We start from the raw sequence: 15,793 nt of genomic DNA, 5'->3' as shown, positions 1-15,793 counted from the left end.
ACAGCGGCAGCTGAGAAGACAAGAAGCGGAGTGAGCGGCGGAGGTGCCGCCGGGAGTCCGGATCGGGCTCCACGGTGGGAACCAGTCGGTCAAGGTGCCTCTGGTGAGGCTCACGCTCGGAGCCATGCACGACGCCGGAAGCGGCTAGAGTTAAGCACCCCACTCGGGAATAGACCACGCTCCAAGCGCCGGCGCAAGGTAGTACCTGAAACTAAAGGCAGTCCGGATTTGCCTCAAATGCCACTAGGTAGGGTGGAGGCTCGGACGTACCGCTTGCTGGAGGCGCAGGGCCAGGGCGAGCCAGCGTGAAATTGCTGTTAACCAGCCGTCCTTGCCGGCTTACAGCAAGGGCGGGTCTTGAGACCGGAACGGGCTCAAGAGAGCCCCACGCGTTCCGCCGCCCCGGCCCGGAGCCGGAAGTAGTGGTCCGTCCGGGCCGGAGCCCGGGTTTTCAGATACTACCTAGGCCACCCGTCCCGCTAAAGGCGCTTGGTTCCACGCTCTCTAAACGGGTTCCGTGTCGCAACGCGGGTGCGGCTAGCTACGCACCGCCGCCGGGGCATAACCCGCCCCAACGCCAGCGCTAGGCTAGCCGACCCGCTAAATTCGCGCCGCTCCGCCCTCTCTAATTAATCTCAATCGTGTGCGGGTTCTTTGGGGTTTCCGTCAGCTTTGGCAGGGTGATGGTCAAGACGCCATCCGCGTACTTGGCCGCGATGTTGGCCTCGTCGACGTTCGGCAGGCGGTAGCTGCGGCTCATCGCGCCGTAGCTGCGTTCGCTCATCAAGACGTTGCCCTTCTTGTCCTCGTGATCGTTGAAGTCATCCTTTTTCACGCTGATCGACAGGATATTGTCTTGGTAGTTCAGCTTGATGTCGTTCTTCTCGATGCCCGGCACGTCAACCTTGGCCACGTAGGACTTGTCGTTCTCCTTGATGTCGGTCTTGAGCACCTTGCTGGTTTCGGTTGGCACGAAGTTATCAAAGAAGCGCCGCCCCATGTCAAAGAACGGATCCGCCATCCAGTCATTGCGATTCATCAAATCATTAGCCATCATAAATTCCTTCCTTTCCAAACCGGCGGGACGTCTGTCGCCCCACCCAAACCTTTTTCCGACAAAACAGCTTGGCCTTATCGCCAAATTCATGCTAACAACACGGCCGCGGCCGCCGCAACTTTGCGGCTTGCGAAATCGGCAGCAGCGCCTGGCCTGCATGTGTCTGCAGGTCGCACCGGCCATCCGCTACGGCGCCGCCTCGGCCCTACTGAATGTCGATGTGGTGATCGCCGGCGGATTGGCCGGTGAGCTTCGGCAGCGTCACGGTCAAAACGCCTTCGCTAAGCGTCGCGATGATGTCTTGGGCCGCGACGTTGGGGATGCGGAAGCCGCGGCTAACGCGGTCCGTTTTGCGTTCGCGCAGCACCGCGCCTTCAGTACTGTCTGCGGTCGCCTTGGCGCCGACGGTCAACACGTTATCTTGGTAGTTCAGCCAGATGTCTTGCTTGTCGCGGCCCGGCACGTTGATCTTGAGCACATAGGCGTCGGCCGACTCGGTGATGTCCGTCGGCAGCCCGGCGTCACCGGTCGATGGCAGGACCCCGCCGAAGAAGCGCCGGCCCAACGCGTCGAAGAACGGATCCGCCAGCCAATCATTAGTCATCAATACGTCATTTGCCATCATGAATTCTCCCTTTCATTCCGTGCGGCGCCTCGCAACGCCCCACCTCTTGTTTACATAACCCATGTTAGTGCGAATTAGCACTCGTGTCAAGAGAGTGCTAAAGCTTTCTGAAATAAAAACGCCGCGAGGGCTTCGCGGCGTAGCGGTCAGGCAGATTAGCAGATCTTGTCGCCGATGCTGGCCATTTCGGCGCGACGGGCAACTTCCTCGTCGCTCAGCGGGGCAGCGCGGCCGATGGTCACGGCGCCGTCGAGGATGCCGCTGTTGTCGCGCAGCGCCAGCGTCCCCAGCTGGTAGTCGAGGATCAGGCCGTCACCGAGGTACATGGTCTCCGGCACGGCGGTGGTCAGCTGGTAGCCGGCGTCGTTGTCGATCGCGACGGTGTAGTCCGGGTCGGCCGCCTCAGCAATCACCAGCTGGAACTTGTTGCCGATGGCACAGGAGCCGCCGAGCTTGGAAAACTTGCTGCTGCCGTCGTCCAGCGCCAAAAACAGGCGGTCACCGGCCGTGAGCTTGCCGTCCAGGTAGGTCTTTGCATCTGGCTTAATCGTGATTTGCATCGCATGTCCCTCCATTTTTAAGTTGTGCAAAATCTTATATGTCTATCGTATGGCTTTGGCCGCCAAAAGTCAACCAAACCGATCACGACCGGCCGACTTTCCCCAGGCTTGCACAGGCTATCCCCAGGATTTATCCACATGCGCCGCGGCCGACCCCCAATAACTTGTGACCAGGCGCTGGTTTGACACCAGATTTCGTGACGGGAAAAATCAAGGGGTTTATTTTCGCAACCCAGTTATCCACAGTGGCCACTTGTGCCGCCGCCTCGGCGTAACCGGTTGAAAGCCCGGCGTGGCGGCCCGTACAGACGTTTGGTCACCGCCTCAAAAAACTTTTCCACAGGTTGTGAACAACTTGGGGACAAAGTTACCCCCACCCGCTCAGCCTAGTTATAAACACAATCCACAGACTTATCCACAGGTTGGCGGTGACTTGTCCCCTTTTACTATCCACACTTGACAAGCCGGGCCGAACATTCGTGGCCAAACTGCGGCCAACATGTGGGTCGCCTTCGGGCCGGTGGCCGCGACTTGCCAGGCCGTTCGCTACGTGCCGACCCCACCGCCGGCTGCCGCCTTGACCGCACAAAAAGACCCGCGTCGCCGCGGGTCTTCGTGTTTACTGGTTGGAGCTGCTCGAGCTTGAGGAAGTCGACAGCTGGTCTGTGGTCTGCGACAGCTTCAGGCTGACGGTCTTCTTGGTGCTTTGGTGATAGAAGGTGATCTTGACCGTGTCACCGATCGCGTACTTGTACAGCGCAGTGTGCAGCTCGGCGATGCTGGTGACCTTGGTGTCACCGATGGCCGTGATCACGTCGTACTGCTTGATGCCGGCCTTTTGGGCAATCGAGGTGTTGGTGAAGCCGGCCACCACGACGCCGCCGGTGACGGAACTTGGAATCTTCAGGATCGAGGACTGCTGCTCGGAGGAGACGCTGGACAGGTCACGGACGGTCACGCCCAGGGCCGGGCGAACGACCTTGCCGTTGGCGACCAGCTGGTTGATGATCGACACGACCTCGTCGCTTGGAATCGCGAAGCCCATGCCTTCGATCGTCGCGGTCGACGAGTCGCTGGCGCTGCTGGACAGCTTCATCGAGTTGATGCCGATGACCTGACCGGACAGATTGATCAGCGGACCACCGGAGTTCCCGGAGTTGATGGCGGCATCGGTTTGGATGACCGTCGCCTGGCCGGTGGTAGTGCCGGTGTCCTCGTCGGTCACGTCAACCGTGCGACTGGTGGCCGAGATGATGCCTTGGGTCACACTGGTAGCGTACTGGGAGCCCAGCGGCGAGCCGATGGCCAGCACCGTCTGGCCGGCGGCAATCTTGCTGGAGTCGCCGAAGCTTGCGACCGTGGAGACCTTATCGGCGCTGATGGACAAAACGGCGAGGTCGGTCTCGGAATCCGTGCCGACCAGCTTGGCCGTCAGCTTGGTGCCGTCGCTCAAGATGACCTCCAAGGCGTCCGAATCGGCGACCACGTGGTTGTTGGTCACGATGTAGGCCTTACCGTCCTTTTTCTGGTAAATCACGCCGGAGCCTTCACTGTACTCCTCCAGGCTACCTGAGCTCGAGCTGGAGTCGCTGGAGCTGGAATCGGAGCTGTCCGTGGACTGGCTGGCCCCGGAGTTGGCATCGGTGCCGTCGCTTGAATCCGAGCCGTAGCCGAACAGATCACCGAAGGAATCCAGGCCCGAGCTGGTGCTTTGCGCCTTTTGCAGGTTGATGACGGAGACCACCGCCTTTTTCACCTTGGCAAAAGCGGTCTGCGAGGCCGAGCTCTCGTTGACCGAAACGTTAGAGACCTGCGTGGTGCCGGCCTTTTGGGTGGTGCTGACCACCCCGAGGCTTTGACTTGTGGTGTTGTTGGCGGCGTACCAGTAGGCCACGCCACCGCCGACGCCGCCACCGACCAAGGCGGCAACCGCAGCAACGACAGCGAGCCGTGCCACCCCGCCTTGCTTCTTCGGCCGTGGCGTCTGTGGGGCCTGAGTTGGCTGCCCGAAGTTTTGATTATTGTTATCCATTTTAACCGCTCCTTTTTGATAGCGATGTCTTAATACATTATCTATAGTACCGAGAGGTTATGACGAAACTATGAATAACTCCGGATTTTACGGTGATTCGCGGTGGACCAAACCGTGGCGATGGGTCACCGCCGCCGCATCCGGGGAATAGAACGCTTGCACCGATCGTACACCGCCTCCTTCCTACCCTCAGTGTGGCAGGCGGCCCGGTTTCGCGCAAGGAATTTGCCCGTCGCCGGCGCAAAAAAAACGCCGCAACCCGACTCGTTGCGGCGGCCGCGCCGAAGCCACCGAACTCAGTGAATCCGGTGGCCTTGGCGTATTTGGTTACGTTGCTGGCTTCTGCTTACCCTGGTGGTGCCATTGCGTCCAACGGTTCCGGTCATCCGCGCGGCTAACTCGTCTGGGAGTGGCGGTGGCCGGCCTGCAGCCGGTGGGGTGGTGCGAATCCGGGTCCCTGGTTTCCCCTCGTTTGATTCCGGGGTTGCACTAAAACTCTCGAGCTAAAAGCCGTGTGGCAATACACTGCGGCTTGTCATGGGTGGGGGCTGCGGTGCGAGCCGCAGGACGTGCCCCGCGCGGTGGATAACAAAGCAGCTGTGGCCTTTTGCTGCCTCCCCGTGCAAGAATAATCATTCGAGTGTAGCTTAACACCAGACCAATTGGCCGTCAACTTTTGAGTCGCGCCGCGCAATTTTTCCTAAAAAACCCCCGCCGTGTCGGCCTTGGGTTGATAATTTTTCAGCACAAAGCGGCAGCCCAATGCCGGGCTGCCGCCTGCTAGACCTATGCGCCGACCGTGAACAGCGGGTCGGCGATCGCCGGGTCGGTGTCGTAGATGTCGAAGTCGTGGCCGACGCCCAGGCCCTCCTCCTTGAGGATGTTGGCGACGGTCAGGTGAGCCAGCGCCTTGACGTTGTTGTGCGGCGACAGGTGGCCGAGGTAGACGCGTTTGGTGTGAAGCCCCAGCACGTCCATGATCGCGTCGGCGCCATCGGTGTTGCTCAGGTGGCCGACGTCGCTCAGGATGCGCTGCTTCAGCGCCCAAGGGTACGGCCCCATCCGCAGCATCTCAAGGTCGTGGTTGCACTCCATCACGTAGGCGTCGGCGTCTCGAATCGTGCCTTCGATGCGGTCGGAGACGTAACCCGTGTCGGTCAAAATAGCGAAGCGCTTGCTGTCGTGTTGGAACTGGTAGAACTGCGGCTCCGCGGCGTCGTGCGACACGGCGAAGCTTTCGACGTCCAGGTCGTCCAACGACAGCGTGGTGTTCGGCGCCATCAACTTGAGCTGGTCTTCGGGTAGCTTGCCCAGGCCGGCCGGCAACGCGGCGAAGGTGCCTGCGTTGGCGTAAACGGTGAGGTTGGGGTAGCGCCGGGCCAAAACCCCGACCCCGCGGCAGTGATCGGCGTGTTCGTGGGTGATGAACAGGCTGTCGACATCCTTGAGGTCGCGGCCGATGCTTGCCATCAGCTCCCGCAGCTTTTTGCCCGACAGTCCCGCATCCACCAGCACCTTGTGGCGCGGCGTCTCGATGTACGTCGCGTTGCCGGAGCTGCTAGACGCCAGCACAGACACGCGCATCCCAAAATCTTCCGACATGTTCCTGCTTCCTTTCAAAAAGGCGGCGCCGGAGTTCCCGGCCGCCGCCTGGCTTATCCATCTATTGTAGCAGACTCGCCGGCCGCCTGCAGGGCGACCGGTGCGTGAGCGTCGCGGCTGCCTCCAGGCCTCGAGTGCTGGCTGCTTCCGGGCCCCGAGGCGGGTCGGGCTGTGCGGCCGGTTTCCGCGCGTTGGGCTCCAACCTAGATTTGGAGCCGGAGCCGCGTTGCGGCTACCCCGTCTCCAAATCTGCCGGGACTAGCCGTGCGAATGCCACGCATAACCCGCGGGGCATCCGGACGGCTAATCCTTTCACGGCCCGACCCGCCTCGCGTCCCTCCAGCGCTGACTCAGAAACGCAACACTTTTGAAAACGTCGAATCAACAGGCCACCGCAGTGAAAGGAGCAGCCGGTCGGCCAGCGCAGGACCGGGACTTGGCGCGATCTTGGCGGCGAGCCCCGGTTCAAGCTGAACGCACCGGCGTTGCCGATTGGAACCCGTTTGGGCGGAAACCGGCCGCACAGCGGAGGCCGCTGTCCCGAAGCGCAGCCCGGGCCACCTGGCCGCGGCCGCACAGCTCGACCCGCCCGAGGCCAGGTGGCTCCGCCAACGTGGCCGTTAGTCGTCCGACCCCGCCTTGAGGACGGTCTTGTTGATCGCGTTGACCTTCTTGACCGTGACGTTCTTGGAGCCGGAGCTTTCGACGCCGACGAACCAGGCCGGGACGTAGACGGTCGCGCCCTTGGCGTCCAGCAGGTAGGTGTAGGCGAGCTTGGTCCACCGCACCGTGGCGCTGTTGGCGATTTCGTTGCCGCGGTACAGCGTGATCACGGCGTCTTGGGCGGAGCACAGCGCCATGTTGCTGCGCAGCGCGGTGAGGTGGCGCAGCTTGGTCTGCGTGTAACCGGTCAGCTGGCCATCGGCGACGGTCAAAGTCAGCCGGGCCAGCGCGTCGTAGATCACGTGGCCGCCGACTTTTTGGGCGAACACGAAGCGGTCCTTGGTCGACAGCCCCGGCGCGTAGACGTACTGGTCGCCGGCGACCACGTGCCGCGGGTTTTGCACCCACTTCTTGAGGACGTCAACGGCCTTGTCGCCCTTGGCATCAACCGGCGTATCGAGGGTGCTGACCAGCGTCTCACCGTTTTTCTTGGTGAACCGTGCGTATTGGCCCTCGAGCTTGCTGTCCGACCAGGTGCCGGACTCGGCGTTCAGGCTCGACAGGTAGCCCCCCGTCGGCGTCTCGGTGCTCAGCTTGGGCAGCTTGATCTGGTCGCGGCGAATGTCGGCGATGATCTCGCTGGTGCCGGAGCTGGCCGTCGCGAGGTCGACCTGCTGGCTTTGAAAGAAGCTCATCCCCAGGAAAATGTTCAGCCCGATGAAGACAATCAGAAAAATCATTTCGATGCGGCGAAAATCCATGATTGACCTCCTTTACTGACCAGCTGTCAGCGGGTTGCGCGGCGTGTTCGTGGTGTAGGCCTCATCCGTCGGCATCACCCACTGGGAGTAGCGCTTGTAGACGCCGTGAATCTTGACGTAGTAGGTCGGCTCGAGCTCGACGACCTGACTGGCGGTGTCTTCGGGCTTCCAGTAGTAGCCCAGCGTGATGTCTTCAAGCCCCTTGACGTCGTAGCCGGCGCCTTTGAGCTGGGCGAACACGGTGCTGGTCGCCGGCAGCGTCACCGCCTTTTGCTTGGTGGGAATCGCGACGATCAGGTTGTACATCGAGAAGTTCATCTGCAGTTGCTGGCGCGTGTTGGCGACGGTCACCTCGCCGTAGCGGTCGGTGTTGAAAATCGGCAGGCCCTGGGCGTAGGGCCGGAAGGTGACGCTTTGGCTGCTCTTGTCGTACTCGAAGTACTTGATGGTCGAAAGCCCCTGCAACGAGAGCTTGCCCAAAGCCGCGTAGCCCTTGGACAGCGCGGTGGTCAGGTCGGTCTGGCTGGTGCGGTTGCCGGTGTCGTCGAACTGCATCGCCTCGGTTTCGTTGTTCAGGGTCAGTCGCTGGTTGGTACCCAGCTTGTACACCGTCTCGTTGCTGATTTCCTGGGCATCCACGGCGCTTGACTGGGAGCTTGGCATCAAGAGCGAGACGAAGTGGTTGGCGCTTTGCTGATCCAGCAAGAAGGTGTACGGCGTGATCTTGATCGGCTTGGTGAACTGGGCCACCTGCCGGCTACCCAGCCGCCCCTCGGTGATGGGAAAACCGGTGGCCGCCGCCTTTTTGACCACCTTCACCACGCGGGTCAGGTTGGCAGAAGTCAGCTTGCCGACCGCCACGCTGCGCGTCGTGTCGTTGACGAAACGCAGCGTGTTGGAGGCGCCGGACAGGTCGATGACCAGCCGGTCGAAGGTGAAGTTCGCGTTCTTGACGCTGGCGCCGGCGGAGAAGAAGTAGTTATCGAACTGCCGGTAGCTCATCGGTGCGGCATACAGCAGCTGCAAGGTGTCTGCGGTGGTAAGCAGCGTCGCGTAATCGGCGCTGCTCAGCTTGACCGGCGCCTTGACCTTGCCCAGCCGCCAGGACCGCACCGCCGCATGCAAGGTGTCCGTGACCCCGACGCCCGGGGTGAACAGCAGCGTCTTTTGGGTTTTGGTCTGGTAATACGCGGTGTTCGGGGCAAAAACGCGCCGGGCCTGCTTAGCCACGTTCGGGTCTTTTTGCGCCTTGACCGCCACGGTCGCGTCGTCTCGGCCCAGCCGCGACGGGTTTTGCCAGATCAAAAACGTGAACACGAGGCTCAAGGCGACCATGGCAATCAGGCTGACGCGCAGAATCCAGCCGCTAAGTTTCATCCCAGTCACCTCCTGTGTCTGCAATCGGCGAGTACGGCAGCGAGATGTAGAAGGTGCTGCCCTTGCCTTCCTGCGAGTCGACCCAGATGCGGCCACCCAAGGCGGCGACGACCTCCTTGGAAATCGCCAGGCCAAGCCCGGTGCCGCCCTGCTTGCGCGACCGCGCCTTGTCGACGCGGTAGAAGCGGTCGAACACCTTGTTGATGTCCGAGCGCGGAATGCCCAGGCCCTGGTCGGACACGGACAGAATCACGTGGTTGTGGGTCTCAAGCAGACGGGCGGTGATCACGCCGCCGTCCGGGGAGTACTTGATCGCGTTGTTCATGATGTTGTCGATCACCTGCATGAACTTGTCCTGGTCGATTTCGACCCACAAGTCGCGTCGGGTGATCTCGCGGCGAATCACGTACTGCTTCTTGTTGGCCACCGGCAGCACGTGCTGGTTGTTGTCGGCGCTGGCGTGTTCGTTGTCGGTTTTGAGCATCATGTCGAAGCGGTCGAGAATGTAATTGAAGAACTCGTTGAGATTGACGTACTCCAGCTCGATTTTGGACGTGCCGGAGTCCAGCCGCGACAGGCTCAAGAGGTCGTTGATCATGCGGATCATGCGGTCCGTCTCCTCTTGGGTCACCTTCAAGAACTGCGGGGCGATCTCCGGGTCCTTCCAGGCGCCGTCGCTCAGCGCCTCGATGTAAGAGCGCATCGAGGTCAGCGGGGTGCGAAGCTCGTGGGAGACGTTCGAGACGAACTCACGGCGTTCGCGGTCGCTTTTTTGCTGCTCGGTGACGTCGTGCAGCACCGCGACCAGCCCGGAGATGAAGCCCGTTTCGCGCTGAATCAGGCTGAAGTCGACGCGCAAAATCAGCTCGTGGTCCAGCTGCTGGGAAAAGTCCAGCAGCAACTCCTTTTGGTTCTCCAGCAGGTCGCGCAGCGTGTAGTCTTGGGCGATGTTCAAGAGCTTGAGAATCGAGACGCCGATCACGTCCTCGTTCTTGGTCGCGAGAAAATCAAGCGCCGTCTCGTTGATGATGATCACGTTGCCGCGGCGGTCGGTCGCGATCACGCCGTCGGTCATGTGAGCCAGCACCGAATCCAGGCGCCGCCGCTCGGCCTCGCTGGCCTCTTGGGCCTCTTCGACCCGGACGGACAGGTTGTTGACGGCGACGGCCAGCTGGCCCAGCTCGTCTTGCCCGTAGATGCGAACCTGGCCGGAGTAGTCGCCTCGGGCCATGCGAATCGCCTGCTTCTTCATCTCGTCGATCGGCCGGGTGATCGCCCGGGAGATCACGATGGAGATGAAAATGCCCAAAAGCCCCGCCACCAGGCTGGCGATCAGGAAGATCTTGATAATCTTGTTGATGTTAGCATACACCGACTCCATCGGCGCCGTGATCGACACGGCCCCGACGATCGCGTTGCCGTCGCCGGTTGCGTTCGGGTTCTTAATCGGAATGATGCGGGTGTAAGTCGACCCGGTGTTGTCGCCGTAGCCGTAGCCCTCGTAGGTCTGGCCGTTGTAGATCACCGACTTGATGTTGCTGGACGCCGATTTTTGGCCGACACTGCTTTGGTCGTTCAGGTTGGACGTCGCGCGAACCGTCCCCTTGTCGTCGACCACCACCACCGTCGCCGTGTTGGCCACGTCGGCCTGACTGATGGTGGTTTTCATGTTGTCGTTGGCGCTGGAGACGCGGGTGCTCATCAGGTCGGTGGCGAGCTTCTCCTGCAGGTACGGGTCGATGTTGATCGAGGTCTTGAAGGTCTCGACGTTTTGCTGCTCAAGCGACCGCACGAAATACGCGCCAATGATCTCCACGGTTACCAGCAGTAACAGGATGAACACCAGCGCGATTTTGAAGTGAATGGATTGGAAAAAACGAATCTTCTTGTTCATCTTAGTCTCCGAAGCAGTGGGGCCGAAGCGGTGGTGTCACTAGTCTTGCTCCGGGTTCTTCAGGTAGTACCCCACCCCGCGGCGCGTGACCAGCCACTCGGGGTGCGACGGGTTGTCCTCGATCTTCTCGCGCAGCCGGCGAACGGTCACGTCGACGGTGCGAACATCGCCGAAGTAGTCGTAACCCCACACCGTCTGCAGCAGGTGTTCGCGCGTCATCACCTGGCCCAGGTGCCGGGCCAGGTAGTGCAGCAGCTCGAACTCGCGGTGGGTCAGCTCGATTTTGTCGCCGCGCTTGGTCACCGTGTAGGAGTCCGGGTGAATCGTCAGGTCGCCGACGGTCAGCTCGCGCGTCTCGTCGTCGACCTCCGGCGCGGCCTGGGTGCCGGTGCCGCTGCGGCGCAGGTTGGCCTTGACCCGGGCCACCAGCTCGCGGTTGGAGAACGGCTTGGTGACGTAATCGTCGGCGCCGAGCTCGAGGCCCAGCACCTTGTCGATCTCCGAGTCCTTGGCCGTCAGCATGATGATCGGCGTGTCGCGGTCCTTACGCACCTGCCGCGCCACCTCCAGCCCGTCGATTTTGGGCAGCATCAAGTCCAGCAGAATCAGGTCGGGTTCCTCCGATTCCACCTTGGCCAGCGCCTCTTCACCGTCGTAAGCGGTGACCACGTCGTAGCCTTCTTTGTTGAGATTGAACTTGACGATGTCCGAAATTGGCTTTTCATCGTCAACCACAAGGATCTTTTTTGCCATTGTCGGCCTCCGTTATCCATAGTTGCCTCTATTATAACGGTTTCGGGCGTGGGGGGCAAAGTGGACAGAGGGCGTCGCCGAGCGGGGTTAGCCAGCCGGCTAGCGTAAGGCTGGCGCTTGGGCCTGCCCTTGGCCCGAGTGATGGCCTTAGCTGGACGTGTTGGCGTTGCTCGGCAGAGCCCGTTTAGAGCGTGACCCAGGGCGGTCAAACCAAGTTGTATTTGAAAATCCGGGCTCCGGCCCGGACGGACCACTACTTCCGGCTCCGGGCCGGGGCGGCGGAACGCGTGGGGCTCCCTTGAGCCCGTGCCGGTCTCAAGACCCGCCCTTGCTGTAAGCCGGCAAGGGCGGCCGGCTAACAACAATTTCACGCTGGCTCGCCCCGGCCCTACGCCTCCAGCTGTGGTACGTCCAGTCCTCCGCCCTCCACAGGGTTCAAGTCAACGATTATGTCAGTCAACACCAATAGCGCCAGGCTTGACTTATCAGATACTTCCTAGCCGCGCTTTGCCCCGAAGGGTGACGTAGCCAGACGCCTTTGCGCTGGCTCCGGGAACGCACTTGAGGTATCGTGGCCACCATTGCACATCCGCTTCGTGCCCACTCGGTAGGATTCCATCACCTCGCTGGCACCATTCAAAACAAAGCGCGGTGCTGATTGCTAGCACAATCACTGAATCGGGCAAAGTCCAGCGCCAGAGGATGCAGTGCAGCCAAGCTCACCCGTGTTTCACGCCCCTTTTCCATCCCCGCCTCAGACGCGTACAATGGGGACGAACGGAGGCATTGCCATGGATATCACAGTCGGCACCATCTCAATTCACTACACCAAGGCCGGGCAGGGCCACCCGCTGCTGCTCTTGCACGGCAACGGTGAGGACCACACCCTGTTCGACGCGCTGGTGCCGCTGCTCGCCCCACACTTCACCGTGTATGCGCTGGACACCCGCGGCCACGGCCAAAGCTCGAACGGCAAGCTCGACTACCGGCTGTTCGCCCAGGACGTGCTGGGCTTCGTTCAGGCACTACACCTCGAGCCGGTGATTCTGCTCGGCTTCTCCGATGGTGGCATCACCGGGCTGATCGCCGCTAGCAGCGAACCGGCGGCGGTGCGGCGGCTGATTGTGGCCGGGGCGAACCTGACGCCGCTGGGCGTTCGCTGGGCCGCCTACTGGGCCACCCGCGTCCAGAACTGGAAGCACCGCAGCCCGCTTTTGACGCTGATGCTCGAGCAGCCCCACATCACCCGGCAGATGCTGAATAATATTCAGGCACCGACGCTGGTCATGGCCGGCCAGCACGACGTCATTCGACCGAGCGAAACGGCACGGATCGTCCGGGAGATTCCGCAGGCCCGGGGCATCACGGTTCCCGGCGCCTCGCACAGCAGCTATATCAAGGACGGGCCGACGCTGTACGGCCTGATTGCGCCGTTCCTCCAGCCGCTGGCGTTGTGAATATTTTCTGTATTTTTTTCAAAATGCTTGCATATTTCCCTAATTGGGTTTATATTCAATAAAAATTCAATCGCAGGGGAGTTCTCGGTATGAAGAAGTTTTTCAAGTGGCTGTTACCGCTGATCGCAATGCTTGCGCTCGGCTTCACCCAATCCAATCAGCAGGTCCAGGCGGCGAGCGGCAGCCGCCTGACCGCCATCAAGTCACGCGGTTACCTAGTAGTCGGCCTGTCTGCCGACTACGCGCCGCTGGAGTTCCACGCCACCGTCAAGGGCGACGACACCATCGTCGGCGCCGATGTGTCCTTGGCCAAGCAGATTGCTAAGGACGCCGGCGTGAAGCTGCAGATCAAGGAAATGGGCTTCGACGCCTTGATCGGGGCCCTCAAGACGGGCAAGGTCGACATGGTCATCTCCGGCATGAGCAAGACGCCGGAACGCGCCAAGCAGGTCGACTTCTCCGAACCTTACATGTACGAAAAGCAGATCGTCGTGATCCGCAAAGCCGACAAGGCCAAGTACAAGAACGTCGCCGACTTCTCCGGCGCCAAGGTCGGGGCCCAAAAGCAGACCACCCAAGAGGCGATTGCCAAGGCCCAGCTGCCAGGCGCCAAAATCCAAAGCCTGCAAAAGGCCAACGACGTGGTCGCCCAGGTCTCCTACAACAAGCTGGACGCCGGCGTCATGTCCAGCATCATCGCCGGGGCCTACGTTCAAAAGAACAAGAGCCTGATGATGGTGGATCCGCACTTCGCCACCGCCGCCTCCCCGACCGTCGTCGCCTTGCCTAAGGGCGACACCGCCCTGACGGCGCAGGTCAACAAGACCATCAAGAAAGTCAAGTCGCAGAAGCTTTGGGCCAAGTGGCTCGACGCGGCCTACACGCTGCAGAACCAAAGCGACGGTTTTTGGGCCAAGTACGGGAGCTTTTTCGTCAAAGGCGCGGTTAACACGCTGGTCTTCGCGCTGTTGACCGTCGTCGCCGGCACCGTGATCGGCACCTTCCTGGCGCTGATGCGTCGCTCCAAGCTCTGGATCCTCAAGGCGATTGCCGTCGTCTACGTCGAGTTCATCCGCGGCACCCCGCTGATGGTCCAGGCCTTCATCGTCTTCTTCGGGACCCAGGTGCTGGGTATCAGCCTCTCCGCCTTCGCGGCCGGCGCCATCGCCATGGGCATCAACTCCGGTGCTTACGTCGCCGAAATCATCCGCTCCGGCCTGAATTCCGTGCCGATCGGCCAGACCGAGGCCGCCCGGAGCCTGGGCCTGTCCAACGGCCAGACCCTGAAGTCGGTCATCCTGCCGCAAGCGGTCAAAAACATCTGGCCGGCGCTTGGCAACGAGTTCGTCACCGATATCAAGGAATCCTCCGTGCTGTCCGTCATCGGCGCCACGGAGCTGATGTTCGAGGGCTCCACCGTCCAAGGTGCCTCCTTCCAGCCGTTCTTCCCGATGATGATCGTGGCCCTGATCTACTTCGCCATGACCTTCGTCCTGACCCGCCTTTTGGGCTTGGTCGAGCGGCGGTTCAACTAACCAGGGCGTAAGGTCGCGTAGTTAGCGAGACGCATAGCCTAGCCGTGGCGCTTGGGCCCGAACTTGGCCCGAGTGACGCGGCGTAGCTATGCGTTCCCGCGTTGCGCCCTGGAGCCCGACGAACCAGGGCGGAAGGTCGCGGGTTTAGCGGGACGGGCAGCGTAGGGCTGGTGCTTGAGGCCCGGGCTTGGCCTCGAGTGCCAGCCCTAGCTGGACGTTCCCGCGTTGCGACCTGGAGCCCGACGAACCAGGGCGTAAGCCGGCGTAGTTAGCAGGGCGTAAGGTCGCGTAACCTGGTTAGCTCCGGGTCAGGGGCGGGTCGGGCTGCGCGGCCGGTTTCCGCCCGTTGGGCTCCAACCTAAAATTCGAGCCACGCCGTTGCCTACGGCCTCGTACCTGTCTCGAATTTTGCCGGGACTAGCCAAGCGCAAGCCTCGCCCAACCCGCGAGTCTTGCGGTCGGCTAATCCTTTCGCGGCCCGACCCACCCCTGACCCTACGCTTGCGACCTCGCTGGACCAAACCAACCCAGCACGGCAAACTAAGGTGCTCAGCTCAAGGCGAATGTTGTCTGATCACTTCAGTCGGAATCGGCAAGCGCCAAACACAGCTGCGCGATACGCCACACCAACCCTTTCGTGCCGCACCTGCGGCCATCCGACAGCAGCACATCATCACCACCCAACGCGGCCGACGCCTGTCGGTCGCGTTGGCGTCTACGGAGGAAGCCATGGATTACTTACTGACATCGGGCGGCATTCAAAACGCCGCCGAACGCGCCGCCCTGGTGGCGCTTTTGGGCAAGCCAATTGAGGCGGCCAACGCCTTGTGCATCCCCACCGCGGCCTACGCGACGCCGGAGAGCTCGCCGCAAGGGGTCTGGCGATTCATCGCCGGCCAAAGCGGCGCCCCCTTGGTCGGGCTGGGCTGGCACAGCGTCGGGGTGCTGGAGCTGACCGCCCTGCCGGATCTGCCGGCGTCGCGCTGGCGGCGCTGGCTTGAGGCAGCCGACGCGCTGCTGGTCGACGGCGGCGACGCCGTCTATCTCGCCTACTGCCTGCGCCGGGCCGGGCTGGCCGACCTGCTGCCGACTCTGGCTCACAAGGTGTGGGTCGGCATATCCGCCGGCAGCATGGTGGTGGCGCCGCACATCGGGCAGTTCTTCACCACCTGGGCCCCGCCGAGCGGCCCGACCGACGCGGGGTTGGGGTGGCTGGACCTGGCGATTTTCCCCCACCTCAACTTGTTTGAGGAGAACAATATGACCAACGCCCAAGCCTGGGTCGAAGCCCTCGGCCGGCCGGGCTACGTCATCGACGAGCAGACCGCCATCCAGGTTCGCGGCGGCGCGGTGTCCGTGGTGTCCGAGGGCGAGTGGCACTTGCTGCGGCCGGGCTCGCTTTAATTAAATAAAAATTGTATAATTAACCTGAATGATGCAAGAATACGTGACGCGGCTCGCGCGTCAACTCAAAGGA

At 61.7% G+C, this 15,793-nt stretch carries 12 protein-coding genes; 3 read left to right on the top strand and 9 right to left on the bottom strand.

Annotated features, from left to right (window positions below; all coding sequences use genetic code 11):
• Positions 1-625 precede the first annotated feature (625 nt).
• The 9 genes from ACYVRZ_RS08085 to yycF form a co-directional block, all read right to left on the bottom strand.
• Complete coding sequence (locus tag ACYVRZ_RS08085) at positions 626-1,054, bottom strand: Hsp20/alpha crystallin family protein (RefSeq protein ID WP_461226139.1); 429 nt, start codon at positions 1,052-1,054, stop codon at positions 626-628.
• Between the two features lie 208 nt (positions 1,055-1,262).
• Positions 1,263-1,679 carry an Hsp20 family protein gene (locus tag ACYVRZ_RS08080; protein WP_461226115.1) on the bottom strand — a complete coding sequence of 139 codons (417 nt, stop codon included), beginning with the start codon at positions 1,677-1,679 and terminating at the stop codon, positions 1,263-1,265.
• Between the two features lie 158 nt (positions 1,680-1,837).
• Positions 1,838-2,242, bottom strand: a complete 405-nt coding sequence (locus tag ACYVRZ_RS08075) for an iron-sulfur cluster biosynthesis family protein (RefSeq protein ID WP_461226114.1) — start codon at positions 2,240-2,242, stop codon at positions 1,838-1,840.
• A gap of 619 nt (positions 2,243-2,861) precedes the next feature.
• Positions 2,862-4,274 (bottom strand): S1C family serine protease, encoded by a 1,413-nt coding sequence (locus ACYVRZ_RS08070; RefSeq protein ID WP_461226113.1) that lies wholly within the window; start codon positions 4,272-4,274, stop codon positions 2,862-2,864.
• Positions 4,275-5,060: 786 nt separating this feature from the next.
• Entirely contained in the window at positions 5,061-5,876 is an 816-nt protein-coding gene (locus ACYVRZ_RS08065) for an MBL fold metallo-hydrolase (RefSeq protein WP_461226112.1), read from the bottom strand.
• Positions 5,877-6,496: 620 nt separating this feature from the next.
• Positions 6,497-7,300, bottom strand: a complete 804-nt coding sequence (locus tag ACYVRZ_RS08060; protein ID WP_461226111.1) for a two-component system regulatory protein YycI — start codon at positions 7,298-7,300, stop codon at positions 6,497-6,499.
• A gap of 12 nt (positions 7,301-7,312) precedes the next feature.
• Positions 7,313-8,677: a YycH family regulatory protein gene (locus ACYVRZ_RS08055; RefSeq protein WP_461226110.1), complete on the bottom strand. Its 1,365-nt coding sequence runs from the start codon at positions 8,675-8,677 to the stop codon at positions 7,313-7,315.
• Complete coding sequence (walK, locus tag ACYVRZ_RS08050) at positions 8,667-10,571, bottom strand: cell wall metabolism sensor histidine kinase WalK (RefSeq protein ID WP_461226109.1); 1,905 nt, start codon at positions 10,569-10,571, stop codon at positions 8,667-8,669. The genes ACYVRZ_RS08055 and walK overlap by 11 nt, the downstream gene beginning before the upstream one ends.
• 39 nt (positions 10,572-10,610) lie before the next feature.
• Positions 10,611-11,324: a response regulator YycF gene (gene yycF / locus ACYVRZ_RS08045; RefSeq protein WP_262315243.1), complete on the bottom strand. Its 714-nt coding sequence runs from the start codon at positions 11,322-11,324 to the stop codon at positions 10,611-10,613.
• A gap of 791 nt (positions 11,325-12,115) precedes the next feature.
• Here yycF and ACYVRZ_RS08040 point away from each other — a divergent pair.
• The 3 genes from ACYVRZ_RS08040 (at position 12,116) to ACYVRZ_RS08030 (ending at position 15,720) form a co-directional block, all read left to right on the top strand.
• Positions 12,116-12,781, top strand: a complete 666-nt coding sequence (locus tag ACYVRZ_RS08040) for an alpha/beta fold hydrolase (protein ID WP_461226108.1) — start codon at positions 12,116-12,118, stop codon at positions 12,779-12,781.
• 89 nt (positions 12,782-12,870) lie between these two features.
• Positions 12,871-14,316, top strand: a complete 1,446-nt coding sequence (locus ACYVRZ_RS08035; RefSeq protein ID WP_461226107.1) for an ABC transporter substrate-binding protein/permease — start codon at positions 12,871-12,873, stop codon at positions 14,314-14,316.
• A gap of 729 nt (positions 14,317-15,045) precedes the next feature.
• Positions 15,046-15,720: a Type 1 glutamine amidotransferase-like domain-containing protein gene (locus tag ACYVRZ_RS08030; protein WP_461226106.1), complete on the top strand. Its 675-nt coding sequence runs from the start codon at positions 15,046-15,048 to the stop codon at positions 15,718-15,720.
• The last annotated feature ends 73 nt before the right edge of the window (positions 15,721-15,793 follow it).

The sequence above is a fragment of the Lacticaseibacillus suihuaensis genome, from assembly GCF_054785075.1.
Note: the sequence above shows the minus strand (reverse complement) of the source record. Positions and strands in the feature narration are given on the sequence as shown.

Coding starts and splice junctions, on each gene's coding strand:
- ACYVRZ_RS08065 (WP_461226112.1), bottom strand. CDS start 5,876: ATGTCGGAAGATTTTGGGATGCGCGTGTCTGTGCTGGCGTCTAGCAGC.
- walK (WP_461226109.1), bottom strand. CDS start 10,571: ATGAACAAGAAGATTCGTTTTTTCCAATCCATTCACTTCAAAATCGCG.
- ACYVRZ_RS08035 (WP_461226107.1), top strand. CDS start 12,871: ATGAAGAAGTTTTTCAAGTGGCTGTTACCGCTGATCGCAATGCTTGCG.
- ACYVRZ_RS08070 (WP_461226113.1), bottom strand. CDS start 4,274: ATGGATAACAATAATCAAAACTTCGGGCAGCCAACTCAGGCCCCACAG.
- ACYVRZ_RS08085 (WP_461226139.1), bottom strand. CDS start 1,054: ATGGCTAATGATTTGATGAATCGCAATGACTGGATGGCGGATCCGTTC.
- ACYVRZ_RS08080 (WP_461226115.1), bottom strand. CDS start 1,679: ATGGCAAATGACGTATTGATGACTAATGATTGGCTGGCGGATCCGTTC.
- ACYVRZ_RS08055 (WP_461226110.1), bottom strand. CDS start 8,677: ATGAAACTTAGCGGCTGGATTCTGCGCGTCAGCCTGATTGCCATGGTC.
- ACYVRZ_RS08040 (WP_461226108.1), top strand. CDS start 12,116: ATGGATATCACAGTCGGCACCATCTCAATTCACTACACCAAGGCCGGG.
- ACYVRZ_RS08030 (WP_461226106.1), top strand. CDS start 15,046: ATGGATTACTTACTGACATCGGGCGGCATTCAAAACGCCGCCGAACGC.
- ACYVRZ_RS08060 (WP_461226111.1), bottom strand. CDS start 7,300: ATGGATTTTCGCCGCATCGAAATGATTTTTCTGATTGTCTTCATCGGG.
- yycF (WP_262315243.1), bottom strand. CDS start 11,324: ATGGCAAAAAAGATCCTTGTGGTTGACGATGAAAAGCCAATTTCGGAC.
- ACYVRZ_RS08075 (WP_461226114.1), bottom strand. CDS start 2,242: ATGCAAATCACGATTAAGCCAGATGCAAAGACCTACCTGGACGGCAAG.